23 protein-coding genes are annotated in these 25,174 nt (G+C 71.5%); 12 read left to right on the top strand and 11 right to left on the bottom strand.

Annotated elements, in window-relative coordinates:
- Nucleotides 1-2: 2 nt before the first annotated feature.
- Both ACZ6R6_RS02065 and ACZ6R6_RS02060 read left to right on the top strand, forming a co-directional pair.
- Nucleotides 3-1,034, top strand: a complete 1,032-nt coding sequence (locus ACZ6R6_RS02065; protein ID WP_470089411.1) for a glycosyltransferase family 2 protein — start codon at nt 3-5, stop codon at nt 1,032-1,034.
- A gap of 59 nt (nt 1,035-1,093) precedes the next feature.
- Nucleotides 1,094-2,194 (top strand): endonuclease/exonuclease/phosphatase family protein, encoded by a 1,101-nt coding sequence (locus tag ACZ6R6_RS02060; protein ID WP_470089410.1) that lies wholly within the window; start codon nt 1,094-1,096, stop codon nt 2,192-2,194.
- A 94-nt stretch (nt 2,195-2,288) separates the two neighbouring features.
- Here the strand turns inward: ACZ6R6_RS02060 and efeB are convergent, their stop codons facing one another.
- The 3 genes from efeB to dnaG all read right to left on the bottom strand — a co-directional run bounded on the left by efeB (nt 2,289) and on the right by dnaG (nt 6,942).
- Entirely contained in the window at nt 2,289-3,497 is a 1,209-nt protein-coding gene (gene efeB, locus ACZ6R6_RS02055; RefSeq protein WP_470089408.1) for an iron uptake transporter deferrochelatase/peroxidase subunit, read from the bottom strand.
- 305 nt (nt 3,498-3,802) lie between these two features.
- Nucleotides 3,803-4,906, bottom strand: coding sequence for an RNA polymerase sigma factor RpoD (gene rpoD, locus ACZ6R6_RS02050; RefSeq protein ID WP_470089407.1), 1,104 nt, complete (start codon nt 4,904-4,906; stop codon nt 3,803-3,805).
- A gap of 185 nt (nt 4,907-5,091) precedes the next feature.
- Nucleotides 5,092-6,942 (bottom strand): DNA primase, encoded by a 1,851-nt coding sequence (dnaG, locus tag ACZ6R6_RS02045; protein ID WP_470089405.1) that lies wholly within the window; start codon nt 6,940-6,942, stop codon nt 5,092-5,094.
- A gap of 160 nt (nt 6,943-7,102) precedes the next feature.
- Between dnaG and ACZ6R6_RS02040 the strand changes: the two genes are divergently transcribed.
- A complete protein-coding gene (locus tag ACZ6R6_RS02040) occupies nt 7,103-7,945 on the top strand; it encodes a M23 family metallopeptidase (RefSeq protein ID WP_470089404.1) in 843 nt (280 codons plus the stop codon).
- 144 nt (nt 7,946-8,089) lie between these two features.
- On the opposite strand, the gene ACZ6R6_RS02035 is transcribed toward ACZ6R6_RS02040, so the two are convergent.
- The 5 genes from ACZ6R6_RS02035 to ACZ6R6_RS02015 all read right to left on the bottom strand — a co-directional run bounded on the left by ACZ6R6_RS02035 (nt 8,090) and on the right by ACZ6R6_RS02015 (nt 14,966).
- A complete protein-coding gene (locus ACZ6R6_RS02035) occupies nt 8,090-9,322 on the bottom strand; it encodes a deoxyguanosinetriphosphate triphosphohydrolase (RefSeq protein ID WP_470089403.1) in 1,233 nt (410 codons plus the stop codon).
- A 281-nt stretch (nt 9,323-9,603) separates the two neighbouring features.
- A complete protein-coding gene (ppdK, locus tag ACZ6R6_RS02030; RefSeq protein WP_470089402.1) occupies nt 9,604-12,249 on the bottom strand; it encodes a pyruvate, phosphate dikinase in 2,646 nt (881 codons plus the stop codon).
- Nucleotides 12,250-12,587: 338 nt separating this feature from the next.
- Complete coding sequence (locus ACZ6R6_RS02025) at nt 12,588-13,973, bottom strand: glycine--tRNA ligase (RefSeq protein WP_470089400.1); 1,386 nt, start codon at nt 13,971-13,973, stop codon at nt 12,588-12,590.
- 121 nt (nt 13,974-14,094) lie between these two features.
- Nucleotides 14,095-14,373: an antibiotic biosynthesis monooxygenase family protein gene (locus ACZ6R6_RS02020; protein ID WP_306857208.1), complete on the bottom strand. Its 279-nt coding sequence runs from the start codon at nt 14,371-14,373 to the stop codon at nt 14,095-14,097.
- An 86-nt stretch (nt 14,374-14,459) separates the two neighbouring features.
- Nucleotides 14,460-14,966: a DinB family protein gene (locus ACZ6R6_RS02015; RefSeq protein WP_470089398.1), complete on the bottom strand. Its 507-nt coding sequence runs from the start codon at nt 14,964-14,966 to the stop codon at nt 14,460-14,462.
- A gap of 134 nt (nt 14,967-15,100) precedes the next feature.
- On the opposite strand from ACZ6R6_RS02015, the gene ACZ6R6_RS02010 reads away from it, so the two are divergent.
- The 6 genes from ACZ6R6_RS02010 (at nt 15,101) to ACZ6R6_RS01985 (ending at nt 19,644) form a co-directional block, all read left to right on the top strand.
- The gene (locus ACZ6R6_RS02010; protein ID WP_470089396.1) at nt 15,101-15,493 is read left to right on the top strand and encodes a DUF6703 family protein; all 393 of its coding nucleotides are present in this window, start codon (nt 15,101-15,103) and stop codon (nt 15,491-15,493) included.
- Nucleotides 15,494-15,589: 96 nt separating this feature from the next.
- On the top strand, nt 15,590-16,567 hold the full coding sequence (locus ACZ6R6_RS02005) for a metal ABC transporter substrate-binding protein (RefSeq protein WP_470089394.1): 978 nt from the start codon (nt 15,590-15,592) through the stop codon (nt 16,565-16,567).
- Nucleotides 16,568-16,603: 36 nt separating this feature from the next.
- A complete protein-coding gene (locus ACZ6R6_RS02000; protein ID WP_470089392.1) occupies nt 16,604-17,356 on the top strand; it encodes a metal ABC transporter ATP-binding protein in 753 nt (250 codons plus the stop codon).
- On the top strand, nt 17,353-18,186 hold the full coding sequence (locus ACZ6R6_RS01995; protein WP_306857202.1) for a metal ABC transporter permease: 834 nt from the start codon (nt 17,353-17,355) through the stop codon (nt 18,184-18,186). The genes ACZ6R6_RS02000 and ACZ6R6_RS01995 overlap by 4 nt, the downstream gene beginning before the upstream one ends.
- A complete protein-coding gene (locus tag ACZ6R6_RS01990; protein WP_470089390.1) occupies nt 18,183-18,590 on the top strand; it encodes a Fur family transcriptional regulator in 408 nt (135 codons plus the stop codon). The genes ACZ6R6_RS01995 and ACZ6R6_RS01990 overlap by 4 nt, the downstream gene beginning before the upstream one ends.
- A gap of 505 nt (nt 18,591-19,095) precedes the next feature.
- Nucleotides 19,096-19,644 carry a CGNR zinc finger domain-containing protein gene (locus tag ACZ6R6_RS01985; RefSeq protein WP_470089389.1) on the top strand — a complete coding sequence of 183 codons (549 nt, stop codon included), beginning with the start codon at nt 19,096-19,098 and terminating at the stop codon, nt 19,642-19,644.
- A gap of 15 nt (nt 19,645-19,659) precedes the next feature.
- Here the strand turns inward: ACZ6R6_RS01985 and ACZ6R6_RS01980 are convergent, their stop codons facing one another.
- Genes ACZ6R6_RS01980 through recO form a run of 3 tightly spaced genes read right to left on the bottom strand, consistent with a single transcriptional unit; the run spans nt 19,660 to nt 21,994 of the window.
- Nucleotides 19,660-20,436 carry a crotonase/enoyl-CoA hydratase family protein gene (locus ACZ6R6_RS01980; RefSeq protein WP_470089388.1) on the bottom strand — a complete coding sequence of 259 codons (777 nt, stop codon included), beginning with the start codon at nt 20,434-20,436 and terminating at the stop codon, nt 19,660-19,662.
- 44 nt (nt 20,437-20,480) lie between these two features.
- Entirely contained in the window at nt 20,481-21,260 is a 780-nt protein-coding gene (locus ACZ6R6_RS01975) for an isoprenyl transferase (RefSeq protein WP_306857195.1), read from the bottom strand.
- Nucleotides 21,257-21,994, bottom strand: coding sequence for a DNA repair protein RecO (gene recO, locus ACZ6R6_RS01970; protein WP_470089386.1), 738 nt, complete (start codon nt 21,992-21,994; stop codon nt 21,257-21,259). The genes ACZ6R6_RS01975 and recO overlap by 4 nt, the downstream gene beginning before the upstream one ends.
- A 162-nt stretch (nt 21,995-22,156) precedes the next feature.
- Between recO and ACZ6R6_RS01965 the strand changes: the two genes are divergently transcribed.
- From ACZ6R6_RS01965 to ACZ6R6_RS01955, 3 genes are all read left to right on the top strand, one after another.
- Entirely contained in the window at nt 22,157-23,734 is a 1,578-nt protein-coding gene (locus ACZ6R6_RS01965; protein WP_470089385.1) for a CDP-alcohol phosphatidyltransferase family protein, read from the top strand.
- A complete protein-coding gene (locus tag ACZ6R6_RS01960) occupies nt 23,731-24,438 on the top strand; it encodes a DUF5941 domain-containing protein (RefSeq protein WP_470089384.1) in 708 nt (235 codons plus the stop codon). Before ACZ6R6_RS01965 ends, ACZ6R6_RS01960 begins: the two co-directional genes overlap by 4 nt.
- A gap of 181 nt (nt 24,439-24,619) precedes the next feature.
- A complete protein-coding gene (locus tag ACZ6R6_RS01955) occupies nt 24,620-25,093 on the top strand; it encodes an Lrp/AsnC family transcriptional regulator (RefSeq protein WP_470089382.1) in 474 nt (157 codons plus the stop codon).
- Nucleotides 25,094-25,174 lie beyond the last annotated feature (81 nt).

Here is a 25,174-nt window from a genome sequence, read left to right as displayed (position 1 = left end):
CCATGGGACCGGACCGTCCACTGGTCACCGTCATCGTGCCCAACTACAACCACGCGCGGTTCCTGCCGCTGTGCCTGGCGGCCCTGCGGGAGCAGACCCACTCCCCCCTGGAGATCATGGTGGTGGACGACTGCAGCACCGACGGATCGGTGTCGATCGCGGAGTCCATGGGGGTGCCCGTCGTCCGGACCCCGGCCAACGGCGGCTCCGCGGTGGCCCGCAACACCGGGGCCGCCCGGGCGGCCGGCGAGATCCTGTTCTTCGTCGACTCCGACGTGGCGCTGGCCCCCGACGCGGTGGCCACCGCGGTGGCGCTCCTGGAGGCCGACCCCGGCCTCGGCGCCGTCTGCGGCATCGAGGACCCCGAACCGCTGATCCGCTCCACCCGGACCGAGGACTACCGCGCCCTGCAGCACCACTACTGGTCGATCGGCTCGGAGGGCGAGGTCTCCTTCCTGTGGTCGGCGATGTTCGCGATCCGCGCGGACGTCTTCGCCGAGACGGGACCGTTCAACCCGCTGCTGCGCCACACCGAGGAGGTCGACTACGGCCGGCGGCTCAGCCTGCGCCGGACCGTCGTGATCACCTCGGCGGTGCGCGGCCGGATGGGCCACGACCGCGAGCTGGGGGCGCTGCTGCGCAAACTCTTCCACCGCGGCCGGCTGCGCGTGCCCCTGTACGCCCGGCGGCGCAGGTTCGCGCGGGGCTACGAGACCGCCTCCCGGGCCTGGGCCTCCCTGGCGGCGGCGTTCGCGGCCCTCACCCTGCCGTTGCCCCTGCTCCTGGGCCCGGCGGCCGCCGCCGTACCGGCGCTCTGGCTGGCCGTCTCACTGGCCTGTGACGCGGGCATGTACCGGTATGTGTTCGCCCGGCGCTGCCCGCTCTTCGGCGTGTTCTTCGTCGGCGTGCACTTCCTGGTGAACCTCGTCATCATCGGTGGCGTGGCCGCCGGGGCGGCGCAGTGGCTGGTGTCCCGGCGCTTCCGCGGGGTCTACGACGTCCCGGCCCCGGCCGTGCTGCGGAGCGGAGGCTGAAGGGCGTGTACGGCGGAGCGGAGACGGCGGACATGACAGGCGCAGCGGGGACAGCGGACATGACAGGCGCCGCGGCGCGGCGGCCGCCCGCGCCGGCCGGCCGTACGCCCCGGTGGCGGGCCCGGGCGCTCGCCTGGGCCGCCGCGGCGTGGCTGGCGTTCGTCGTCCTGCACCACCTGCTGTCGGGCCGGTTCTGGCTGTGGCTGGTACCGGACCTCGTGCCGCCGCTGGTCTATCTCGCCGCGCCGCTCCTGCTGCTGGCCGCCGTGCCGCTGACCGGCCGGGCCGGCCGGACCCGGCGGTGGTGCGCGGTCCTGGCGGCCGCCTCCCTCATCCTCGGCGCGGGCCAGAGCGGGCTCAATCCCGGTGCGCTGACCGGCGGCACCGGGGCCGCCGCCCCGGCGGGCGCGCTCCGCGTGCTGTCGTGGAACACCGAATACTGGGACCAGGACGACGACCCGGACCGCTTCTACGCCTTCCTCAGAGCCCGCGACGCCGACGTCTACGCGCTCCAGGAGTATCTGCACTGGTCCGGCGGCGCCCCGCGGCAGATCGACGACCTGGCTCGGCTGCGCCGGGAGTTCCCCGGATACCACCTCGCGGTGGACGGCGAGCTGGTCACGCTGTCCCGCCTGCCCATCGTCTCGGCCCGGGCGCTGGGGCCGGCCGGGGCCCTCGGCCCCGGCTCCCCGTGGCGGGCGGCGTTCGACCTGGCCAAGGTCCTACGGACCGACCTGCGGGTCGGCGCCTCCGTGCTGTCGGTCTACAACGTGCACGTCCCCACCCAGTACATGCTGGACGACAGCCCGCTGACCTCGCGGTTCTACACCGGGTTACGGGACCGCGACGCCGCCCGCCGGGCACAGTTCGACGGCCTGGAGGCCGACGTCGGCGCCAACCGCGGCGCGCTCGTCGTCACCGGCGACTTCAACACCACCGGCGCCATGGGCGACCTGGGGTGGCTGTCCGGCCGGCTCTCCAGCGCCGACCGCGCCTGCCCCGACCTGCTGCCCGCCTCCTGGCCGGCCGGCGGGCCGGCCCTGTGGCAGCTCGACTGGACCTTCACCTCCGCGGCCACCGTCCACGGCTACGACCTCCTGGACCCCCGGGGCATGTCCGACCACCGCGCGCAGGACGTGCTCGTGTCCGTCGGCGGCTGAGGGAGGGGCCCATCCGGCCGGACCGGCTCCGGGGCCCCGGGGACCGTCCGGCCGCGGGCGGCCCCTGAGGTCAGGCCGGCGGCCGGACCTCAGGTCAGGCGAGGAGTCCCGCGCCCCAGTAGGAGCCCGGCTGCACCCCGCCCGGGCAGGCGAAGACGCCGGACCCGACGTGCTGGATGTATTCGTTGAGCGTGTCCTTGGCCGCCAGGGCGCGCTGGATGGGGATGAACCCCTTCTCGGGGTCACGCTGGTAGGCCAGGAAGAACAGGCCCGCGTCCAGCCGTCCCAGGCCGTCGCTGCCGTCGGTGAAGGAGTAGCCCCGGCGCAGGATCGTCACCCCGCCCAGGGAGTCCGGGTGGGCCAGCCGCACATGGGAGTCGGCCGGCATCTTGTCCAGGACCACGGAGTCGTGCTCGCGCGTGCCCCCGTACGGGGCGCCCTCCCGCTTGGTCCGGCCGAAGATGTCCTCCTGCTCCTTCAGCGAGGTCCGGTCCCAGGTCTCGATGTGCATCCGGATCCGCCGGGCCACGAGGTAGGAGCCGCCGCGCATCCACTCGGGCCCCTCCTCGCCCACCCAGACGTGCTCGTCCAGCCTCTTGCCGTCGGTCCCGGCGATGTTGGCGGTGCCGTCTTTGAAGCCCATCAGGTTGCGCGGGGTCTGCGCGTCCGGCGTGGTCGAGGACGTCTTGCCGAAGCCGAGCTGGGACCACCGGACCGACGCCGTGCCGAAGCCGATGCGCACCAGGTTCCGTACGGCGTGCACCGCGACCTGGGGGTCGTCGGCGCACGCCTGCACGCAGAGGTCGCCGCCGCTGCGGGCCGGGTCGAGCTTGTCCCCCGGGAAGCGCGGCAGCTCCTTGAGCCGGTCCGGCCTGGGCAGTTTCAGCTTGTCGAAGAACGTGGGGCCGAAGCCCACCGTCAGCGTGAGCCGCGAGGCGGGCAGGCCGATGGCCTCGCCGGTGTCGTCCGGCGGGGCGAGCTCCGCGCCCGTCGCCCCGCCGCCGACCTCCTGCGCCGCGGTCATCCGGGCCGCCGCGGCGGTCCACGCCTTCAGCATCGCCACCACCGCCTCGCGGGAGTCGGTGCTCAGGTCGAAGGCGGCGAAGTGCAGCCGGTCCTGGACCGGGGTGGCGATCCCGGCCTGGTGCGGGCCGTGGAACGGGATCGAGGCGCCGGGCGTGTCGGCCCGGACCGGCTCCGGCTGCGCCTGTCGTACGAAGCCTGCGCCCGCGACGGCGGCGGCGCCGGCGCCCACGGCGAGGCCCGCGCCGGTCAGGAGCCTGCGTCGGCTGAGATCGGGCATCTCTTCCCCTTCTCGTGAAAGACCAACCGGCCGCGACCTCGGCCGGGCCGGACAGCGGTCCGGCGGCGGTGCGGGCGGGGCGAGGAGGCCATGGGCGGTGGCGGAACGACGGACGGGAGGCATTGGGGCGCCTGATGGTCGGTCAGGCGTCCCTAACTTAGCTTCCCCTTACCTCAATCCGCCAACCGGGTGACCCCCAGGCGGATGTGACAAGCGCCACCGTCGGCCGGCGGGCGCGGGCGCCGACGCCGGGAACGGCGAAGGCCCCCGGGACACGCACCAGGGGGCCTTCGCCGTACGGACTCTCAGTCGAGATAGTCGCGGAGCATCTGAGCTCTGGTCGGATGGCGGAGTTTGGCCAGGGTCTTGGACTCGATCTGCCGGATCCGCTCCCGCGTCACGCCGAACTCCCGGCCGACCTCCTCCAGCGTCCGGGGGTGGCCGTCGGCCAGGCCGAAGCGCAGCTGGATGATGCGCTGCTCACGGTCGGACAGCGTGGCGAGGATGTCGTCGAGCTGGTCCTGCAGCATGATGAAGGCCGCGGCCTCCATCGGCACGACCGCGTCGGCGTCTTCGATGAAGTCACCGAGGTCGGAGTCCTCCTCGCCGATCGGCGACTGCAGCGAGACGGGCTCCTGCGCGATGCGCTGGATCTCGATCACCCGGTCGATCGGGAGATCCATCTCCAGCGCGATCTCCTCGGGCGCCGGCTCGCGGCCCAGATCCTGGTGGAGCTGGCGCTGCACCCGGACCAACTTGTTGATCGTCTCGACCATGTGCACCGGAATGCGAATGGTGCGCGCCTGGTCGGCGATGGCCCGTGTGATCGCCTGGCGAATCCACCACGTGGCATACGTGGAGAACTTGTATCCCTTGGTGTAGTCGAATTTCTCGACCGCCCGGATGAGCCCGAGGTTGCCCTCCTGGATCAGATCCAGGAACAGCATCCCGCGGCCCACATATCTTTTGGCGATGGAGACGACGAGCCGCAGATTGGCCTCGATCAGCCGCTGCTTGGCCCGCGTGCCCTGCCAGACCAGCTCCTTGAACTCCGGGAAGGCCAGCCTCGAGACGACGTTGGCCAGCTTGTCCTCGGCGAACAGCCCCGCCTCGATGGACTTGGCGAGCTCCACCTCCTCCTCGGCCGTCAGCAGTGGCACCCGCCCGATCTCCCGCAGGTAGATGCGGACCAGATCGCTGGTCGGCGCCCGTTTGCCGACGTCCTCCTCATCGGAGCGGGTGGTCTCCTCATCGCCCTGGGGCTCGAGAACCTCCACTCCGTGTTCGGCGAGCATGCGGACGACGCGTTCGAGCGCGTCGGACGGCAGCTCGGATTTGTCGAGAGCGGCGGCCACGTCGTCGACCGTGACGCTTCCGCGCTCCCTCCCTTTCGCAACGAGGTCGGCCACCTGGTCTACCGATGGCGGCCCACTTGGCAGCACCGATGCACCCACGGGACACAGTCTGCTGTATTGGGTCCCCAAAATGGCAGACCTATTTTTGGCACCGAAGGTAAGGCCCGGATCATTATCGAACCGAGACCTTATTAGGGTTTGGTCGAATCAACGCATGGAAATTAAAGCCAATTACGCGATCAGCTTCCGGCGGCGCGTTCCTTCAGCACGCGCCGCTGCTGCTCCAGCGCGACCAGTTCGCCGAACAGCCGGTTGTAGTCCTGCTGCTCCTCGACCGGGTTGGTCCGCTGCATGCGCGACTTCAACTGCTCGATCGACCGGGCCACCGAGACGAGCTCCAGCGCGGCCAGCATGGCCGAGGCGTAGCGCTCCTCGTTCGCCACGTCCGCGCGCAGCTCCTCCACCGCGAACCGGGTGACCACCCCGCGTAGCGCGTCGGACACCCCGTCCAGCAGCCGGTCCACCCACTCCCGCCCGCCGTGCCCGGCCGCCGCGGTGCCGCCGGCGTCCATGACCAGCCGGTGGAGGGCGGCGTGCTCGGGCAGCGTGAACGCCTCCGGGCCGATCGCGTCGAAGCCGGGACCGAGCAACGCCGGGCGCTGCACGGCCAGCTTCAGCACCTCGGCCTCGGTCCGCACGCCCGGGTCGGTGAGGTCGGCGACCCGGCGCGGCCCGGCGGGCCGCTGCGGGCGCTGCTGGGCCGTGGCGGAGATCTCGGCGATCCGGTCCATGACGAAACGCTCGTTGTTGAAGCCCAGCCACCGGTCGAGGTCGACCCCGTAGAGCTGGCGCAGCGCCCGGTCCTTGATCCCGGCCACGATCGGCGCGGCGGCGTCCAGCGCCGACAGCCGGCCCTCGTTGGTGCTCACGTCGTAGCGGGAGATCACGCTGCGGATGGCGAACGCGAACAGCGGCTCCCGGCTGGCGACCAGGTCGCGCACGGCGGCCTCGCCCTGCCGCACGCGCAGGTCGCACGGGTCGAGCCCGTCGGCCTGCACGGCCACGAAGGTCTGGGTGACGAACTTCTGCTCGTCGGCGAAGGCCCGCAGCGCCGCCTTCTGCCCCGCCGCGTCACCGTCGAAGGTGAAGATCACCTCGCCGTGGGACCCCGACTGGTCCAGCAGCAGCCGCCGCAGCACCTTGATGTGCTCCTCGCCGAACGCGGTGCCGCAGGTGGCCACCGCCGTCGGCACGCCCGACAGGTGACAGGCCATCACGTCGGTGTAGCCCTCGACGATCACCGCCTGGGACCGCTTGGAGATCTCCCGCTTGGCCAGGTCGACGCCGTAGAGGACCTCGCTCTTCTTGTAGAGCGGGCTTTCGGGGGTGTTGAGGTATTTCGGACCGTCCTCGGCGTCGTTCAGCTTCCGCGCGCCGAAACCGATCACGTCGCCGGTGATGTCGCGGATGGGCCAGACCAGCCGCCCCCGGAAGCGGTCTATCGGACCCCGCCGCCCCTCCTTGGCGAGGCCCCCCTTGATCAGCTCCGCGCTGGTGAACCCCCGGGCCATCAGGTGGCGTGAGAGCGCCTCCCACTCGGCGGGGGCGTAGCCCACCCCGAAGTGCTCGGCGTCGACCCGCTCGAAGCCCCGCTCCGACAGGAACCTGCGCCCGACCGCGGCCTCCGGCGCGGTCAGCTTCGAGGCGTAGAACTCCGCCGCCGCCCGGTGCGCCTCGATCAGCCGGCTCCGCTCGCCCTGCTCGCGGCCGGGGACGTAGCCGCCCTGCTCGTAGCGGAGCTGGATGCCGGCCCGGTTCGCCAGCCGCTCCACGGCCTCGCCGAACGACAGGTGCTCCAGCCGCCGGACGAAGGTGATGACGTCGCCGCCCTCGGCGCAGCCGAAGCAGTACCAGTATCCCCGGGTGGGGGTGACGTTGAAGGACGGACTCTTCTCGTCGTGGAAGGGGCACAGCCCCTTCAGGTTTCCGCCGCCCGCGTTGCGGAGCTGGATGTGCTCACCCACGATGTCGGCGATCGGTGAGCGCTCCCGCACGAGCGCGATGTCCTCGTCACTGATCCGGCCTGCCACGCCGTGAGTCTAGTGGGGCCCTCCGACAGGTCGGAGCCGGACGACGGGGACGACTTTCTCGAACGGGTCGTGACCAATCGGAAGGTCGGTTACAAAGGTAAAGGCTGATTCTCGATAAGTTACGCGGGTGGAGATCATGCGATCGGGGCATATAGCACGGTTGGCCGCGGTAACCAGCGCGGCGCTCGTCACCGGGGCCTGCGCCTCACCGGGCGGCGTGGCGGGTATCAGCACACTTCCTCCGGCTCCCGTGGCCGAGGCGGTCGCCGCGGCGCCGGGCGCGGTGACCGCGACGATTCCGGCGCCCACGGAGACGCCCGTCCCCAAGGTGAGGGTGACGGTCGACCGGCCCAAGGCCGACGACCCGGTGCAGGTGCCGCCGCCCAAGGTGTCCGACCACACCTACGTCTTCCCCGTCAGGGGCTGCCGGGTGACCTACGAGAGCAGGCTGCTGGTCCTGCCCAAGACCACGATCTGGGCGGGCAAGGGGTGCTCGTTCGTCTCGCCGGTGAACGGCGTGGTCCACGAGGTCAACACCAAGAACCGCTGGAGGCCCTCCACCGACCGGGGGACCGACCGCGAGGGCCGGTTCGTCACCGTCATCGGGGACGACGGCGTGCGCTACCTCGGCGGGCACCTCGACAGGGTCACCCCGGGGATCCAGCCGGGGACGCGGGTCAGCGCGGGCCAGGTCCTGGGCCAGGTCGGCAACTCGGGCAACGCCCGCTCCACCGCCAGCAACCTCTACTTCGCCATCTCCTGGAAGACCGAGCCCGCGCTCTGGTGGGTACGGCGCGGCATGGTCAAGCCGTGGAACTACCTGGACGCCTGGCTGAACGGCAACCGCACGCTCTCACCCAAGGACGAGATGCAGGCCGTGATGGCCCAGACCGGGGCGGCGCCCAAGTGCGCGACCCTGTGCAAGTCCAAGCCGGCGGCCAAGCCCAAGGCCACCGAGAAGCCCCCGCAGCCGGACGACGAGAACATCACCATCGGCGGTTAGCGGCCCCGGGCGGGCCTGGCCGCGGTCCGGCACGCACCTGGAGGCGGTCCGGACCGCGCCGGAAGGCGGCTTCCCGGCACGGCCGCCGGGGCACGGCCGGGCAACGGCTCCCCGGTGCCGCCGGGGCGTGGCCGGGTGAGGGCTTCAGCGGCCGGACAGGCGCCGCTGCCAGGTGACCGCGGAGGTGTCGGTGAGCGAGGCGATCTGGTCGACGACCACGCGGAGCCGCCCGGCGTCGCCGCCGGCCCTGGTGAAGGAGGGCCGGAGCGCGGGCTCCAGCGTGCCGGGCGCGCCCAGCATGATCAGGTGGGCCAGGTCGTGGATGAGCTCGCGCTGCCTGGCCTGGTTGGCGTTGTGCGCGTCCCTGGTCATCACGTAGTGGGCGGTGAGCCCCTTCAGCAGGGCGCACTCCAGGCGGGTGGCCCTGGGCACGATCAGGTCGGCGCCGTGGCGGCCGGCGGCCGGGCCGTACGCCTCCCGGGTGGCGATCTGCGCCGAGCGGCACAGGCGGCCGATGAGCGAGCTGGTGAGGCCCTTGATCGCGGCGAGGGCGGCGAGGGAGCCGTCGAAGTGGCGGGGCCAGAGCGGCTGGGCGACCAGCCGGCTGAAGATGTCCTCCAGCTCGCCGGTGTCGGCGTCCGGGGCGTACCAGTCGCGGGTGGTCTCGCAGACCTCACGGCGCTCGCCGGCCTCGCGCAGCGCCTGCGGCGCGACGGCGCCCGAGTGGAGGGCGTCCTCCAGGTCGTGCACCGAGTAGGCGACGTCGTCGGCCCAGTCCATGATCTGGGCCTCGAAGCTGACCCGCCCCTCGGGCGCGCCCTCCCTGATCCACTCGAAGACGGCCAGGTCGTCGTCGTAGGCGCAGTATTTCGGGCTCGTCTCGCGGGTCCAGGGATATTTGACGGCGGCGTCCAGGGAGGCGCGGGTGAGGTTGAGCCCGGCGCTGCGGCCGTCCTCGGTGACGACCTTGGCCTCCAGCCGGGTCAGCAGGCGCAGGCTCTGGGCGTTGCCCTCGAACCCGCCGCATCCGGCGGCCAGCTCGTTGAGCGCGGTCTCCCCGTTGTGCCCGAACGGCGGGTGCCCGAGGTCGTGGGCCAGGCAGGCGGTCTCCATCAGGTCGGGGTCGCGGCCGAGCGACTGGCCCATCTCCCGGCCGATCTGCGCGCACTCCAGCGAGTGGGTCAGCCGGGTGCGCGGGATGTGCTGCCCGCTGCCGAGGGTCTCCCCCGGCCCGACCACCTGGGTCTTGGCGGCCAGCCGCCGCAGCCCCGCGCTGTGCAGCACCCGCGCCCGGTCCCGCTCGAACGGGCCTCTCTCCGGGTTGCCGGGAGGTTCCGGCACCCATCTTGCCTGGTCGTGCTCGTCGTAACCGTGCATAAGTGCAGTGATTTTATCCAGGAAAGGAGCGGTCCATGCCGAACGGCAGGAAAACACCTGATGACCCTGACCTGCGGGCATCGGGTCGCGTCCGGCGGGCCCGCCGGACCGCCGACGGCCTTCACCGGCATCCGGCCCCCTGCGGAGCCGGTCGCGCGGGCCGGCGGGGTGGGCACCGGCCCACCCCGCCGCCCTGAACGGTCTTGGCGCCGCACCGCGCTTCGGGCGCCCCGCCCGGCGCCGCCGGAGCGCGGGGGCGCCCGAGGACCGGGCGGACGCTCCTAGCGGGTGCCGGAGTCCGCGGGGGCGGCCAGGGCCGCGCGGCCGGCCTCCAGCCGGGCGACCGGGATGCGGAACGGCGAGCAGGAGACGTAGTCCAGGCCCACCTCGTGGCAGAAATGGACCGAGTCGGGGTCGCCTCCGTGCTCACCACAGATGCCCAGCTTGAGGTCGGGACGGGTGGCCCGGCCCTCCTCGGCGGCGATCCGCACGAGCCGGCCGACGCCGTCGCGGTCCAGGGACTCGAACGGGGAGACGCCGAAGACGCCCAGCTCCAGATACTTGGAGAAGAACGCGGCCTCGACGTCGTCTCGGGAGAAGCCCCAGGTCATCTGGGTCAGGTCGTTGGTGCCGAAGGAGAAGAACTCCGCGGCCTCGGCGATCTGCCCGGCGGTCAGCGCCGCGCGGGGCACCTCGATCATCGTGCCGACCAGCGCCTCGACGCCGACCTCGGCGAGGATCGCCCGCGCCTCGTCCTTGACGGTCTCCAGTTCCTGGACGGCGGCGACGAGCGGGATCATGATCTCCGCGCGGGCCCCCGGAACGGCCCTGGCCGCCTCGGCGATCGCCCGGACCTGCATCGCGAACAGGCCGGGGATGACCAGGCCGAGCCGTACGCCGCGCAGGCCGAGCATCGGGTTCTGCTCGTGCAGGCGCTTGACCGCGGCGAGCAGCCGGCGGTCCTTGTCGCCGGCCCCCTCGCCGGCGAGGGCGACCTTCACCGCCAGCTCGGTGTAGTCAGGCAGGAACTCGTGCAGCGGCGGGTCGATCAGGCGGATCGTGACGGGCAGGCCCTCCATCGCCTGGAAGATCTCGGTGAAGTCCGCCTTCTGCAGCGGCTCCAGCGCGGCCAGCGCCCGCTCCCGCTCCTCGTCGGAGGTGGCCAGGACCAGGTCCTCGACGAGCTGGCGGCGGTCGCCGAGGAACATGTGCTCGGTACGGCACAGCCCGATCCCCTGCGCGCCGAACCGGCGGGCGCGGGCGGCGTCCTCGGCGTTGTCGGCGTTGGCCCGCACCTCCAGCCGCCGGGCCCCGTCGGCGTGGCTCATGATGCGGTGCACGGCCTGGACGAGCTCGTCGCCGGTGTCGCCCGTGCCCTCGAAGTACTCCACGACCGAGGAGGCGACCACGGGCACCTCGCCGAGGTAGACGGCGCCGCTGGAGCCGTCGATGGAGATGACGTCCCCCTCGGAGACCACGACGCCGCCGGGGGCGGTGAACCTGCGCTCCTTGGTGGAGACCTCCAGCTCCTCCGCGCCGCAGACGCAGGTCTTGCCCATGCCGCGGGCGACCACGGCCGCGTGCGAGGTCTTGCCGCCCCGGCTCGTCAGGACGCCCTGGGCGGCGATCATGCCGGACAGGTCGTCGGGGTTGGTCTCGTGGCGGACGAGGATGACGGCCTCGCCCCGGGCGGCGAGCTCGACGGCCCGCTCGGAGGAGAAGACGGCCTTGCCGACGGCCGCGCCCGGGGAGGCGTTCATGCCCGTTGTGATCTTCGTGATCTCCGCGTCCTTGGCGAAGCGCGGGAACATCAGCTGGGCGAGCTGGGCTCCGGTGACCCGGGTCACGGCCTCGTCGAGGTCGATCAGCCCCTGGTCGGCGAGCTGTACGGCGATGCGGAAGGCGGCACCGGCGGTCCGCTTGCCCACCCGGGTCTGGAGCATCCAGAGCTTGCCGCGCTCGACCGTGAACTCGATGTCGCACAGGTCGCGGTAGTGGTTCTCCAGCTTCTCCATGATCTGCATGAGCTCGTCGTAGACGGACTTGTCGATGCCCTCCAGCTCCTGCAGCGACATGGTGTTGCGGATGCCGGCGACCACGTCCTCCCCCTGGGCGTTCTGCAGGTAGTCGCCGTAGACGCCCTGGTGCCCGCTGCCGGGGTCGCGGGTGAAGGCCACGCCGGTGCCGGAGTCCATGCCGCAGTTGCCGAAGACCATCGAGCAGATGTTGACCGCCGTGCCGAGATCGGCCGGGATGCGCTCCTGGCGGCGGTAGAGGACGGCGCGCGGGGCGTTCCAGGAGTCGAAGACCGCCTTGACGGCCATGCGCATCTGCTGGTGCGGGTCGGCGGGGAAGTCCCGGCCGGTCTGGGTGCGGATGATGTCCTTGTAGGTCTCGACGAGCCGCTGGAAGTCGGCCGCCTCCAGGTCCAGGTCGTCGCGGCCGTCCTTGATCTCCTCAAGGGCGTCGTCGAACAGCGCGGCGTCGATGTCCTGGACGGTCTTGCCGAACATCTGGATGAGACGCCGGTAGGAGTCCCAGGCGAAGCGCTCGTTGCCGCCGGACTGCTTGGCCAGGCCGTGCACGGACTGGTCGTTGAGCCCGATGTTGAGGACGGTCTCCATCATGCCGGGCATGGAGAACTTCGCCCCGGAGCGTACGCTCACCAGCAGGGGGTCGTCGGCCTGGCCCAGGCGGCGGCCCATCCGCTCCTCCAGCGCGACCAGGTGCCGGGAGACCTCCTCCTCCAGGCCCGCGGGGAGCTCGCCGTCCGCCAGGAACCGGCGGCACGCGTCGGTGGTGATGGTGAAGCCGGGGGGCACCGGCAGCCCGAGATTGGTCATCTCAGCCAGGTTGGCACCCTTACCGCCGAGCAGATCCTTGAGATCTTTGTTGCCCTCGGTGAAGTCGTAAACGTACTTGGGCACGGTTGCTCCTTCTGCGACTTCAAATGACGTGTGGTTCCGCCTCACTTCGGACTCTACCGACGAATAAGATGATGAAACGTCACCCAAGGTGTTGAGGTGTATTTATGCACGTCAGACCCCATGTGGCGGTCTAATCCACTTCAAATCGGAGTCAAATCAACGGTGATATCGGCCGCCCGGAGAATTGGTATAAACCAATTGGTGTAAACCAATTGTCTCAGCATTCAAACCCGTTCACCGCCGGTTCAGTCCCTGGGGTATGGGGCCGGACCCGTCCGGGAAAAGCGACGGCCGGCGGCCCCGTCGGGGCCGCCGGCCGTCACCGGTCGGAGAGGTCCTCAGTCGTTGAGGTGCTGGCGGAGGTAGGACTCGACCTTGTCGAGGGCCACGCGCTCCTGGGCCATCGAGTCGCGCTCGCGGATGGTCACCGCGTGGTCGTCGAGGGTGTCGAAGTCGACGGTGATGCAGAACGGCGTGCCGATCTCGTCCTGGCGGCGGTAGCGGCGGCCGATCGCGCCCGCGTCGTCGAACTCGACGTTCCACCGGCGGCGGAGCTGGGCGGCCAGGTCCTTGGCCTTCGGCGACAGGTCGGCGTTGCGTGACAGCGGGAGCACCGCGGCCTTGACCGGCGCGAGCCGGTGGTCGAGGCGCATGACCGTGCGCTTCTCCATGACACCCTTGGCGTTGGGCGCCTCGTCCTCGGTGTAGGCGTCGATCAGGAAGGTGAGCGTGGCGCGGTCGACACCGGCCGCCGGCTCGATCACATACGGGACGTAACGCTCGCCGGTGTCCTGCTCGAAGAAGCTGAGGTCGGTGCCGGAGGCCTTGCCGTGCGCGGTCAGGTCGAAGTCGGTGCGGTTGGCGATGCCCTCAAGCTCGCCCCACTCGCTGCCGGTGAAGTTGAAGCGGTATTCGATGTCGACGGTCCGCTTGGAGTAGTGGGACAGCTTCTCCTGCGGGTGCTCGTAGATGCGCAGGTTGTCCTGGTTGATGCCCAGGTCGGTGTACCAGCCGAAGCGCTCGTCGATCCAGTATTGGTGCCACTCCTCGTCGGTGCCCGGCTTGACGAAGAACTCCATCTCCATCTGCTCGAACTCGCGGGTGCGGAAGATGAAGTTGCCCGGGGTGATCTCGTTGCGGAACGACTTGCCGATCTGGCCGATGCCGAACGGGATCTTCTTGCGGGCGGACTGCTGCACGTTGAGGTAGTTGATGAAGATGCCCTGCGCGGTCTCCGGCCGCAGGTAGGCCAGGCCGGACTCGTCCTCGACCGCGCCGAGGTAGGTCTTCAGCAGGCCGCTGAACTGCTTGGGCGCGGTGAAGGCGCCCTTGTTGCCGCAGTTGGGGCAGGTGATGTCGGCCAGGCCGTGCTCCGGGGCCTTGCCGTGCTTCTCCTCGTAGGCCTCTTCGAGGTGGTCGGCCCGGTAGCGTTTGTGGCACGCCTGGCACTCGGTCAGCGGGTCGGTGAAGGTCTCCACATGGCCGCTGGCCTGCCAGACCTCACGGGCCAGGATCACCGAGGAGTCGAGGCCGACCACGTCGTCACGGCCCTGCACCACGCTCTTCCACCACTGCCGCTTCACGTTGCTCTTGAGCTCCACGCCCAGCGGCCCGTAGTCCCAGGAGGCGCGCAGGCCGCCGTAGATCTCGCTGGAGGGGTAGACAAGGCCACGTCGCTTGGCGAGGCTGACGATGGTGTCCATGATGTCCGTACGGCGTGCCATAAGGGAAAGTCTCCATCCGGCTGGAGGTCGGCGAGGAATGATTGAGTTCCCAGCTTAGGGGAGTCGGACGAGCGGGACGCGCGCATGGAGCATGACGCCTGCCTTGTGATGGAAAGGCCGGTTAAAGACGGTTCACATCTTCGAAGGCGCTCGGCTCGTTGATCATCAGGGTCATCAGCGGATACATCGCCATCCGCGCGGCTCCCAGGGCGCGCCGGTAGAACCCGGCCCCCTCCCACTCGCTGACCAGCGCCCACAGCTCCGGCTCGTCCACCGACCGGGCGACCCGGCCGCGCACGTATCCGGGCTGTCCGGCCAGGGTGTCGACGATGTCGTGCGCCCGGGCCAGGAACTCCTCGGTCTGGCCGGGCGGCACCGAGTAACGGATGAGAGCCAGCATCCGCACAGCATGCCAGAGGACGGTCCCGCCCCCGCTCCCGGCACGTCGCCGGAGAATGGCGGCGGGGACGCCGGGACCATGTCCGGCTACTCCCCCGTCACGCCGTCGATGCGCTCTCGCAGCAGGTCGGCGTGGCCGTTGTGGCGGGCGTACTCCTCGATCACGTGGACGAGGATCCACCGGTGGGAGCAGTCCTGCCCGTGGCGCTTCCGCTTGCCCACGGCGTCCAGCGGCACCTCGGCCGACACCTCGCGGGCGTGCTCGACCTCGGCCCGCCAGACGGCGAACGCCTCCTCGGCCGAGGCGGTGTCCGCGCCGTCGAAGTCCGCGTCGGGGTTGACGTCCTTGCCGTACAGCGGGGGGACGTCCTCGTCGTTGAGGATGTGCCGGAACCAGGCCCGCTCCACGTGGGCCATGTGGCGGACCAGACCGAGCAGGGACATGGTCGACGGCGGCACGGAGCGCTCGCGGAGCCGGTCCTCCGACAGGCCCGCGCACTTGACGGCCAGGGTCCCGCGGTGCCACTCGAGCCAGTTGTTCAACATGGCGCGCTCGTCGCCGATGAAAGGGGGAGGAATGCGATTGTCGGTCATGTTCGGCAACGTACCGCCCGGCCACGGCCGACGAGGAACCGGACAGACCACCTCGACCCCGCCCAGCACCTCCGGACCCGGCCGGGCGGGCGTGGGGCATGTCGCGCCGGGCGTCGCGGCGTTAGGCTCGGGCCGTGGCCGACAAACACAGCGAGCGACCCGCACACCCGCTGGCCCAGCACCGCCCTCAGCAGCGGAGACAGCACCCGACCCCACCCGGTGAGCAGTTCTTCACCCCGGGCGCGACCGGTCTGCGGCAGAAGGTCGAGCGGCGCAGCGCGGCCCCGCTCGTCTTCCTGTTCCAGCTCCCCCGCTGGATCGCCCCGGTGGCGCTCGTGGCCCTGCTCCTGGCCGGTTTCGCCGTGCCGTCCTTCTGGGGCGGCCTCGCGGTGCTGCCGGTGATCGGGTTCGTCGGCTGGCTCGCCTACATGTCGTGGCCCTCGCTCGGCGCCAAGGGCCGCATCCTGCGTGTCGCCCTGCTCACCTTCCTGATCCTGCTCGCCGCCGACCGCTTCGGAGCCTTCTAGGCTCCGGAGCCGCCGGGGCGTCCGTCGCCTCTCCAGCCGGTCGGCCCCCGGTCGCGATTTTGACAACCGTTTTCATTTGCGGCCATACTGACGGACATGATGTCCGACTTCTCCCGACGTATGCGCATGCGCGGCGCGGCCCTGCTCGCTCTCGCGACCGTTCTCACCGCCACCGCCGCCTGTGGTTCCGGCTCAGCCGACTCCGCCCGGCCGGGCGGCGCGCCGGGAGGCAAGCCCGAGGTCACCGCGGCCATGTATCCGCTGCAGTGGCTGGCCGAGCGGGTGGGCGGTCCCGACGTCACCGTCACGGGCCTGACCAAGCCCGGCGTCGAGCCGCACGACCTGGAGCTGTCCCCGCTCCAGGTGGCCGGGCTGGAGGAGACCACCCTGGTCGCCTACATCAAGGGCGTGCAGCCCGCCGTGGACGAGGCGGTCGAGCAGCACGCCGCCAGCCGGGGCTTCGACGCGGCGGCGGCGGTCAAGACCCTCCCGGCGGTCGCCGGCGACGAGCACGCGGAGGAGGAGGCTCATCCGGGTGAGGAGGAGCACGGGCACGATCTCGCCTACGACCCGCACCTATGGCTTGACCCGTCCCGTTTCGCGACCGTCGCCACCCGGCTCGGCGAGAAGCTCGCCGCCGTCGACCCGGCGCACGCGCAGGGCTACAAGGAGCGCGCCGCCAAGACCGCGGCCGACCTCACGGCCCTCGACGGCGAGCTGGCCCGGGGCCTGAGCGCGTGCGGGTCGAAGGCGGTCGTCACCAGCCACACCGCGTTCGGCTATCTCGCCGACCGCTACGGACTGCACCAGATCGGGGTCAGCGGCATCGACCCGGACGCCGAGCCCTCTCCCGCCCGCCTCGCCGAAGTGGCGAAAGTGTCCAAGCAGGAGAAAGTGACTACGATTTTCACCGAGACCCTCGTCAGCCCCAAGGTCGCCGAGGTTCTCGCCCAGGAGGTCGGAGCCAAGACCGCGGTCCTGGACCCGGTCGAAAGCCAGCCGGCGAGCGGCGACTACCTGTCCGCCATGCGCCAGAACCTCACCGCACTTCAGGCGGCGCTCAGCTGCCCGTAAAGGCAACACGTGACATCCAACCAAGCAGTTTTCACCATGAACGGCGGCCAGGTCAGCCTGGATCGCCGTCCGGTGCTCCGCGGCATCGACCTGACCGTCAAGCCCGGCGAGGTCGTGGCCGTGCTCGGCGCCAACGGATCGGGCAAGTCCACCCTCATCCGCGCCCTGCTCGGCCTGACACCGCTGTCCGGCGGCTCGACCCTCCTGTACGGCGCGCCGCCCGCGCGGTTCCGCGAATGGTGGCGGATCGGCTACGTGCCCCAGCGGCTCTCGGTGGGCGGCGGCGTGCCGACGACCATCCGCGAGGTCGTCGCCTCGGGCCGGATCGCCAGGCAGCGGCGGCTCCGCCCGACCAGCGCGGCCGACCGCGAGGCGACCGCCAGGGCGCTGGAGGCCGTCGGCATGGCCCACCGTGCCGGGGACCCGGTCCAGGCCCTGTCCGGCGGGCAGCAGCAGCGGGTGCTGATCGCCCGCGCCCTCGCCGGAGAGCCCGACACCTTCGTGATGGACGAGCCCACGGCGGGCGTGGACTCCCAGAGCCAGCAGCTCCTGGCCGACACCCTGGCCACGCTCGTCGACCAGGGCAAGACGGTCCTGCTGGTCGCCCACGAGCTCGGCCCCCTGGAGTCACTCATCACCCGCGCGGTGGTCCTCAGGGACGGATGTGTCTGCCACGACGGGCCGCCGCCGCACGCGGTCGGCGCGCACGCGCTGCCCGGTCACGACCACGTGCACCCGCACGCCGAGGAGAAGCCCTCGAGCCCGCTCGACTGGAGACCCGCACCGTGATCGACCTTCTGCAGTTCGACTTCATGCAGCGGGCGCTGATCGCCGCCCTCCTGGTCGGCCTGGCCGCCCCCGCCATCGGCACGTTCATCGTGCAGCGCCGCCTGGCGCTGCTGGGCGACGGCATCGGGCACGTCGCGCTGACCGGTGTGGCGCTCGGCTTCCTGACCGGCACCGCCCCCGTGCTGACCGCCGTGGCGGTCTCGGTGCTCGGCGCCGTGGCGATCGAGCTGGTCCGCGCGCGCGGCAGGACCAGCGGCGACGTGGCGCTCGCGCTGCTGTTCTACGGCGGCATCGCCGGCGGCGTGCTGCTCATCTCGCTGGCCCCGGGCGGCAGCAACGCCACCTTGATGTCCTACCTGTTCGGCTCGATCAGCAGCGTCAGCACCGAGGACGTGTGGGTGATCGGCCTGCTGGCGGTCGCCGTGCTCGGCGTGGTGGCCCTCTTCGGGCGCGAGCTGTACGTGCTCTGCCAGGACGAGGAGGTCGCCAGGGCCAGCGGGCTGCCGGTGCGCCTGCTGAGCCTGCTGATCGCCGTCACCGCCGCGCTGACCGTGGTCATCGCCATGCGCGTGGTGGGACTGCTGCTGGTCAGCGCGTTGATGGTGGTCCCGGTGGCGACCAGCCAGCAGATCACCAGGGGTTTCCGGAGCACAATGGCACTTTCCATGCTTTTCGGGATGGTCGCCACGGTCGGCGGGCTGACCTCCTCGTTCTACGTCGAGGTCCCGCCGGGCGCCATCATCGTCATCGTGGCCCTCGGAGGGTTCGTCCTGGCCCTCGGGCTCGGTAGATTCGTACGCCGGAGCCGACCACAGGAGTCCAGCCCATGAGCAACAGACGGGATGCCGTCCATGAGATCCTCCGCCAGAGCGAGGGTTTCCGCAGCGCGCAGGACGTCTACGCCGAGATGCGCGCGGAAGGCGCCAAGATCGGATTGACCACGGTCTACCGGGCGCTTCAGGCACTGGCCGACAGCGGCCATGTCGACACGCTCAGGACCGACGACGGCGAGTCGGTCTACCGCGCGTGCGCCAGCGGTGACCACCACCACCACCTGGTCTGCCGCCGTTGCGGGCGGACCGTGGAGGTGGCCGGGCCCGCGGTGGAGCGCTGGGCCGAGGCTGTCGGCTCCGAGCACGGCTTCACCGAGATCACTCACACCGTCGAGGTCTTCGGCACCTGCGCCTCCTGCTCGGCCGCCGTCAAGCCCGCGGGCGCGTCGAGCCGGGCCTGAGCGGTCGGCCGGCCGGCGGGGTCCGCCGGACCGGCCACGGGCGACGGCCCGGCAGAGGACCGTCCAGGCCCAGCCGGTCCTGGCGGGGAGCCGTACCGGGCGCCGAGGGCGGTCACCTCGCACCCGGCGGGCTCGACCGCCGGGCCGCTCCCCGGTGCCGCCGCGGACGGCGTGAGCACCGGGCGGGCGGACGGGCAGGGGCGGGCATCGCCGGGAACGGCGCCGGGTGGACACGGCGGGACAGCGTGGGAGGAACGGCGCGGAGGGCGCGGCGGACCCGGCGGCGGGCGCGCCGGACAGGTGGGACAGGTGTACGGGCGCGGCCGGCGTCACGATGACCGTCGTCCCGGTCCCGGCCGGCGTCATGATGACCACCGCCCGGTCACGGCGCGGCGGTGCGCGGTCACGACAGGCACCCCGAACACGCGCCGGAGAGATACGCTTCCGGGACGGCGAGCCGCCGTACGCGCCCCCCACGTTAGAACCGCATTCAACTGGAGGCAACATGCCATTTGGACATGACATGGTGTACTCGCTCGCCACCGTGGTCGATCTCGTCAACACCTCCTCCGCCACGGGAGGCCAGGACGGGCTGGTCACCCTGGAGCAGCTGACGGAGTTCGTGGAACGCCGCCAGGTGAGCGGCATCGGCGAGCTCGGCGCCGAGGACCTGGTCCAGGTGCGCGCCCTGCGCGAGGCCCTCCACAAAGTCTTCACCGCCCCCGACCAGCCCACCGCGGTCATCCGGCTGAACACGCTGCTGAGCGGCACCCGCATCACCCCGCGCCTGACCGAGCACGACGGTCACGCCCTGCACGTCCACTACTTCGCCCCCGGCGCCTCGCTCAGCGAGCACCTGTCGGCCGACCTGGGCGTCGCGCTGGCCCACCTGCTCGTCGAGGGCGAGTGGGAGCGCCTGCGCACCTGCTCGGCCCCCGACTGCGGGCACGTCTTCGTGGACGAGTCGCGTAACCGCTCCCGGGTCTACTGCGACAGCCGCACCTGCGGCAACCGCATGCACGTCGCCGCCTACCGGGCCCGGCGCCGCGCCTGAGGTCACCTTCCGTGATCACTCACAGGACGGCCCCGCGCCGAAGTCGCCGTGGCGCCCGGCGCCCGCGGCGAACCGGGCGGCGCCGGCCACCGCGCCCGGCAGGGCGTCCATGCCGTGGCGCAGCTCGCCCGCCATGGCCTCCTCCTCGGCCAGCCCCTCCTGCTCCAGCACCGACAGGCGGTCGCCGCGCATGCAGTCCTGTGGGAAACGCGCGATGGCGGCGGCCAGGCCCTCGGCGGCCTCGCGCGCCCCGCCGACCGGCACCACCCGGTTGACCAGGCCCATGTCGAGGGCCTCCCGGGCGGGGACGGGGCGACCGGTGAGGATCATGTCCAGCGCGCGGCCGGTCCCGATCAGCCGTGGCAGCCGGACGGTGCCGCCGTCGATCAGCGGTACGCCCCAGCGGCGGCAGAAGACCCCGAACACCGCGTCCGCCTCGGCCACCCGCAGGTCGCACCAGAGCGCCAGCTCCAGCCCGCCCGCGACGGCGTGCCCGGCGACCGCCGCGATCACCGGCTTGGTCAGCCGCATCCGGGTGGGCCCCATCGGCCCGTCGCCGCCGGGGGCCACCCGGTTGCCCCGGTCCGTGCCGATGGCCTTGAGGTCGGCCCCCGCGCAGAACGTGCCGCCCTCGCCCCACAGCACGGCCACCGCCGCGCCGGGATCGGCCTCGAAATCACGGAAGGCGCCGGCCAGGGCCGCGGCCGTGGGCCCGTCCACGGCGTTGCGGACCTCCGGCCGGGACAGGACGACGGTGGTGACGGAGCCGTCGCGTTCGATCCTGACAGTCATCCGGGCGCACCTCTCAGCGGTTCGGCGTCACCCGGAACATAACATTATTCTGTAACCGCGTTCGGCACGGCTCCGCCGTACCGCCTGTCGCGCTTGGCGTAGGTCTCGCACGCCTCCCACAGGTCGCGGCGGTCGAAGTCGGGCCACAGGCGGTTGAGGAAGACCATCTCGGCGTAGGCCGTCTGCCAGATCAGGAAGTTGGAGGTGCGCTGCTCGCCCGAGGAGCGCAGGAACAGGTCGACGTCCGGGATCTGCGGCTCGTCCAGATAGCGGGCGAAGGTCTCCTCCTTCACCCGGCCGGGCTTGACCCGCCCGGCGGCGATGTCCTCGGCCAGGCGCAGCGCCGCGTCCACGATCTCGGCGCGGCCGCCGTAGTTGACGCAGAACTGCAGGGTCAGCCGGGAGTTGCGCTCGGTCATCCGCTCGGCGTCCTGCAGCTCCTGGATGACGCTCTTCCACAGCCGGCCGGGACGGCCCGCCCAGCGGACCCGCACGCCCATCGCGTGGAGGTCGTCCCTGCGGCGGCGGATGACGTCGCGGTTGAAGCCCATCAGGAAGCGCACCTCGTCGGGGGAGCGCTTCCAGTTCTCGGTGGAGAAGGCGTATGCCGACAGGTAGGGGATGCCGAGCTCGATCGCGCCCTCGATCACGTCGAACAGCGACGCCTCACCGGCCTTGTGGCCCTCGGTCCGCGGCAGGCCGCGCTGCTTGGCCCACCGGCCGTTGCCGTCCATCACGATCGCCACGTGCCGGGGCACGAGGTCACGCGGGATGGGGGGCGGGGTGGCGCCGGACGGGTGCGGGGCCGGGGGACGGACGTTCACTGGGCGAGCTCCCTTTCTACGTGTCGGAGAGAGCGTATGCCGTGCTCCAGGTGCCACTGGAGATATGCCGCGACCAGGCCGCTGCATTCGGTGCGGTGCCGGCTCTCGGAGGCGTCGGCGGTGAGCCAGTCGCCTTTCAGCAGCGCGACCATCAGGGCTAGGGTCTCCCCGGCGGGCACGGCGGCGCCGGCGGGACGGCAGGCGCCGCAGACCACGCCCCCCGCCACGATGGCGAACGCCCGGATCGCGGGTGTCCTGCAGCGGGCACACGACTCCAGGGCAGGAGCGTAACCGGCGACGGCCAGCGAGCGCAGGAAATAGGCGTCAAGGACCAGCCGGGGATCGTGCTCCCCCGAACCGAGCGTGCGCAGACCGCCGACGAGCAGCAGGAACTGGCGGAGCGCGGGCTCCTTCTCCCCCAGCGCCAGCCGGTCGGCGGTCTCCAGCATCGCGCTGCCCGCGGTGTAGCGCGGGTAGTCGGTGACGAGCGCCTCGCCGTACGGACGGACCGTCTCGGCCTGGGTGATCACATCGAGCGTGCGGCCGGTGTGGAGCTGGAGGTCCACGTGGGTGAACGGCTCCAGCCGGGCGCCGAAGCGCGAGGTGGTCCGCCGGACCCCCTTGGCGACCCCCCTGACCTTCCCGGTGCGCCGGGTCAGGACCGTGACGATGCGGTCGGCCTCGCCCAGCTTGTGGGTGCGCAGCACGATGCCGTCGTCACGGTACAGACTCACCAGGTCAGTCTAGTGGGATGCCCCGTGTCGCACGGCGTCAACCATGATCAAGTGGCACAGATGGATCACGGATGCGTGTTGTTCATCCAAAACTCACTAAACTTTGGCCCCTGGCGAACTCCCCGCGCCTTGTTTCACCCCGCCCCCGCACGAAAGGGTGCCATGCCCCGCGTGGTCCTGCTGGGTTCATCGCCCGGCCCCGATGCCGCTCCCGGCCAGTCGACGCCGCCCGCCGCGCTGACTCTGCCCGCGCTCCCCGGCTGCCCCACTGTGATCGGCAAGCTGCACGGCCAGCTCGCCTCGATCGATCCCGCACCGGTGACGATCGCCCGCACCGGCGACGCTCCGGTTTACCAGGGCTTCCCGGGGCGGCTCGTCGAGACCTCCGATCTGGCCGGCGACCTGCGCGCCGTGGCCGACGCGGTCGAGCACGCCACGGAGAACCTGCTCATCCTCCCGGCCAACTCGCTGATCCACGACGAGCTGATCTACCAGATCACCAAGTCGAAGCGCGGCGCGCTCGCGCTGATCGCCAAGGAGCCCCGCGAGGAGGACGAGAACGGCGACGCCATCGTCGCCAACGTCCCCATCGACGAGGCGGAGCCGGAGATCGGCGACCGGACGTTCGAGGACCTCCCGGTCCGGGTCCGCGCCGCCAAGTCCCGGGTGATCTCGGTCGGCTCGGCCTACCACGCGGTGACCCGGCCCAACGCCGTCCTGCTCGGCCCGCTGCACCTGCACCACAAGCACGCGCCCACGCTGGCCGAGGCGGCCCGCGAGCTCGCCGACATGGCCCACCTGCTCGGCCCCGGAGACGACCTGCTCCAGCTCCTGGTCCTGGGCCTGGTGCGCAAGGGCGTCTCGGTCGGCATCCGGGGCCGCCGCGACCTGTTCTTCCGCCGGCTGAACACCCGCGGGCAGGCCGACGAGGCAGTGGCCGAGATGTCCACCTACAACGAGGACAGGGCCCGGCTGAACAACGCGGTCAAGGGCGCCGACGGCTTCTTCACCACCTACTTCGTCAGCACCTACTCGCGCTTCATCGCCCGCTGGGCGGCCCGGCGCGGGCTCACGCCCAACCAGGTCACGCTGATCTCGATCGCCCTGGGCGTGGCGGCGGCGGCCTGCTTCGCCACCGGCGCGCGGGCCGGGATGGTCGCCGGCGGCATCCTGATCTACTTCGCGTTCGTGTTCGACTGCGTGGACGGGCAGGTCGCGCGCTACGCCCGTAAGTTCGGCGTGCTCGGGGCCTGGCTGGACGCCACCTTCGACCGCTTCAAGGAATACGTGGTCTTCGCCGGCCTGGCGGTCGGCGCGGCCGTCTCCGGCGTGGGCGACGTGTGGACGCTGGCGCTGGCCGCGCTCGGCATGCAGTCCATCAAGCACCTGCTGGACTTCTCCTTCGGCGCGGCCAACCGGCGCAGGCCCCCGTCCCCGCTCCCCTCGATATCTCTGGCGATCAGCGCCGACACCGACCTCCGGGCGGCGCTGGAGCAGCGCAAGGTCGCGCGCAGCGGCGGGATCCGCGGGCTGCTGAGGATGTGGAGCAAGGCGGGCCGGAACCGGGCCGTGCACTGGGCCCGCAAGATGATCGTTTTCCCGATCGGTGAGCGCTTCGCCGCCATCGCCATCGTCAGCGCCTTCTTCGACGCCCGGGTCACCTTCATCACGCTGATCATCTGGGGCGGCATCGCCACCGCCTACTCGCTCACCGGACGTCTGATGAGGTCGCTCGCATGATCACCCAGCCGCAGACCACCCCCGCTCCGGACCCCTACGAGGAGCGGCTGCGCGTGCAGACCGCGCGCCTGCTCGCCTACCGCGACGACGGTCCGCTGGTGACGGCGCTGCGCGACAAGGTGGGACCGGGGCTGCCCCCGGTGCCGGCCGCGCTCGTCGCGCTGCTGGCGATCGTCGCGATGGCGGTGACCGGGCTGCTGGGCAACGGACCGGTCCTGCTGGTCCCGGTCGTGGTCATGGTGCTCCTGGTGCTGCCCACCGCGGCCCGCGACCACCTGGGCAAGCTCGACTGGCTGGTGCCGCCGCTGATCCGGGGCACCGAGTTCCTCACGATCATCCTGGTCGGCCTGGCGGCCGAGGCGCCCAAGTGGCTGCTGTTCGTGCTGCTCTACGTGATCGGCTACCACACCTACGACACGGTCTACCGGACCCGGCAGAGCATCTGGCCGCCCGCCTGGGTGTTCCAGGCCGGGCTGGGCTGGGAGCTCCGGCTGCTGCTGATCGGCGCCGGCGCCGCGCTCGGCGTGCTGACCTGGGTGCTGGCCGCTCTCACGCTCTACCTCGGCGTGCTGTTCGCCATCGAGAGCGTGACGAGCTGGGTCCGCCTGGACAAGGCGTCGGCGCTCGCCCAGGCCGGCGACGACCTGGAGGCCTCCCCCGAGGAGGCCATGGAGCAGGCCACCGGCGAGGCCGAGCCCGCCTGAGGCACGCCCCCGACATCCCCGCAGAGGGCCGCGACACCTCCGTCGCGGCCCTCTCGCCGTCTGTGCGGAGCGCGTGGCGGGGCGGTCCCCCGCCCTGGCGCCGGGCCCGCGGCGGAGCGGGCCGGACCGCTGTGGCCTGGCGCGTTACGGAAGGGCGGGGGTCGCTGTGTTACAAAGCAGCGTGGAATTGGACCGGCTGGACCGTGACATCATCGGGGCGCTCGTCGAGGACGCCCGCAGCACCTACGCGGAGATCGGGCACCGGGTAGGCCTGTCGGCGTCGGCGGTGAAACGGCGGGTGGACCGGTTACGCGAGGCGGGGGCGATCACCGGGTTCACCGCGCGGGTGGAGCCGGCCGCGCTCGGCTGGACCACCGAGGCCTACGTGGAGCTGTTCTGCGCGGGCAAGACCTCGCCGTCGGAGATCGGGGTGGCCGTGGCCCGCCTCCCGGAGGTGGTCTCGGCGTGCACCATCACCGGGGAGGCCGACGCGCTGCTGCACATCAGGGCCACCGACGTCCGCCACGTGGAGCAGGTGATCGAGCGCATCGCCTCGCAGCCTTTCGTGGTGCGGACCAAGAGCTCCATCGTGCTCTCCCGGCTCATCGACACCCCCCTGGTCACCCCACACAACGGATCGACGTTCGTGACCTGAAGCACGCAAGAGACCCGCGTGGACACGCAAGATCAGGCCCTTGGCCAGCGTGAACACCGTTTCTAGGCTGTTGCCGTTCTC

Source organism: Streptosporangium sp. NPDC048886, assembly GCF_055586905.1.
Note: the sequence above shows the minus strand (reverse complement) of the source record. Positions and strands in the feature narration are given on the sequence as shown.

Coding starts and splice junctions, on each gene's coding strand:
- ACZ6R6_RS02065 (WP_470089411.1), top strand. CDS start 3: ATGGGACCGGACCGTCCACTGGTCACCGTCATCGTGCCCAACTACAAC.
- ACZ6R6_RS02060 (WP_470089410.1), top strand. CDS start 1,094: ATGACAGGCGCCGCGGCGCGGCGGCCGCCCGCGCCGGCCGGCCGTACG.
- efeB (WP_470089408.1), bottom strand. CDS start 3,497: ATGCCCGATCTCAGCCGACGCAGGCTCCTGACCGGCGCGGGCCTCGCC.
- ACZ6R6_RS02035 (WP_470089403.1), bottom strand. CDS start 9,322: ATGCACGGTTACGACGAGCACGACCAGGCAAGATGGGTGCCGGAACCT.
- ACZ6R6_RS02025 (WP_470089400.1), bottom strand. CDS start 13,973: ATGGCACGCCGTACGGACATCATGGACACCATCGTCAGCCTCGCCAAG.
- ACZ6R6_RS02020 (WP_306857208.1), bottom strand. CDS start 14,373: ATGCTGGCTCTCATCCGTTACTCGGTGCCGCCCGGCCAGACCGAGGAG.
- ACZ6R6_RS02015 (WP_470089398.1), bottom strand. CDS start 14,966: ATGACCGACAATCGCATTCCTCCCCCTTTCATCGGCGACGAGCGCGCC.
- ACZ6R6_RS02005 (WP_470089394.1), top strand. CDS start 15,590: ATGATGTCCGACTTCTCCCGACGTATGCGCATGCGCGGCGCGGCCCTG.
- ACZ6R6_RS02000 (WP_470089392.1), top strand. CDS start 16,604: ATGAACGGCGGCCAGGTCAGCCTGGATCGCCGTCCGGTGCTCCGCGGC.
- ACZ6R6_RS01990 (WP_470089390.1), top strand. CDS start 18,183: ATGAGCAACAGACGGGATGCCGTCCATGAGATCCTCCGCCAGAGCGAG.
- ACZ6R6_RS01985 (WP_470089389.1), top strand. CDS start 19,096: ATGCCATTTGGACATGACATGGTGTACTCGCTCGCCACCGTGGTCGAT.
- ACZ6R6_RS01980 (WP_470089388.1), bottom strand. CDS start 20,436: ATGACTGTCAGGATCGAACGCGACGGCTCCGTCACCACCGTCGTCCTG.
- ACZ6R6_RS01965 (WP_470089385.1), top strand. CDS start 22,157: ATGCCCCGCGTGGTCCTGCTGGGTTCATCGCCCGGCCCCGATGCCGCT.
- ACZ6R6_RS01960 (WP_470089384.1), top strand. CDS start 23,731: ATGATCACCCAGCCGCAGACCACCCCCGCTCCGGACCCCTACGAGGAG.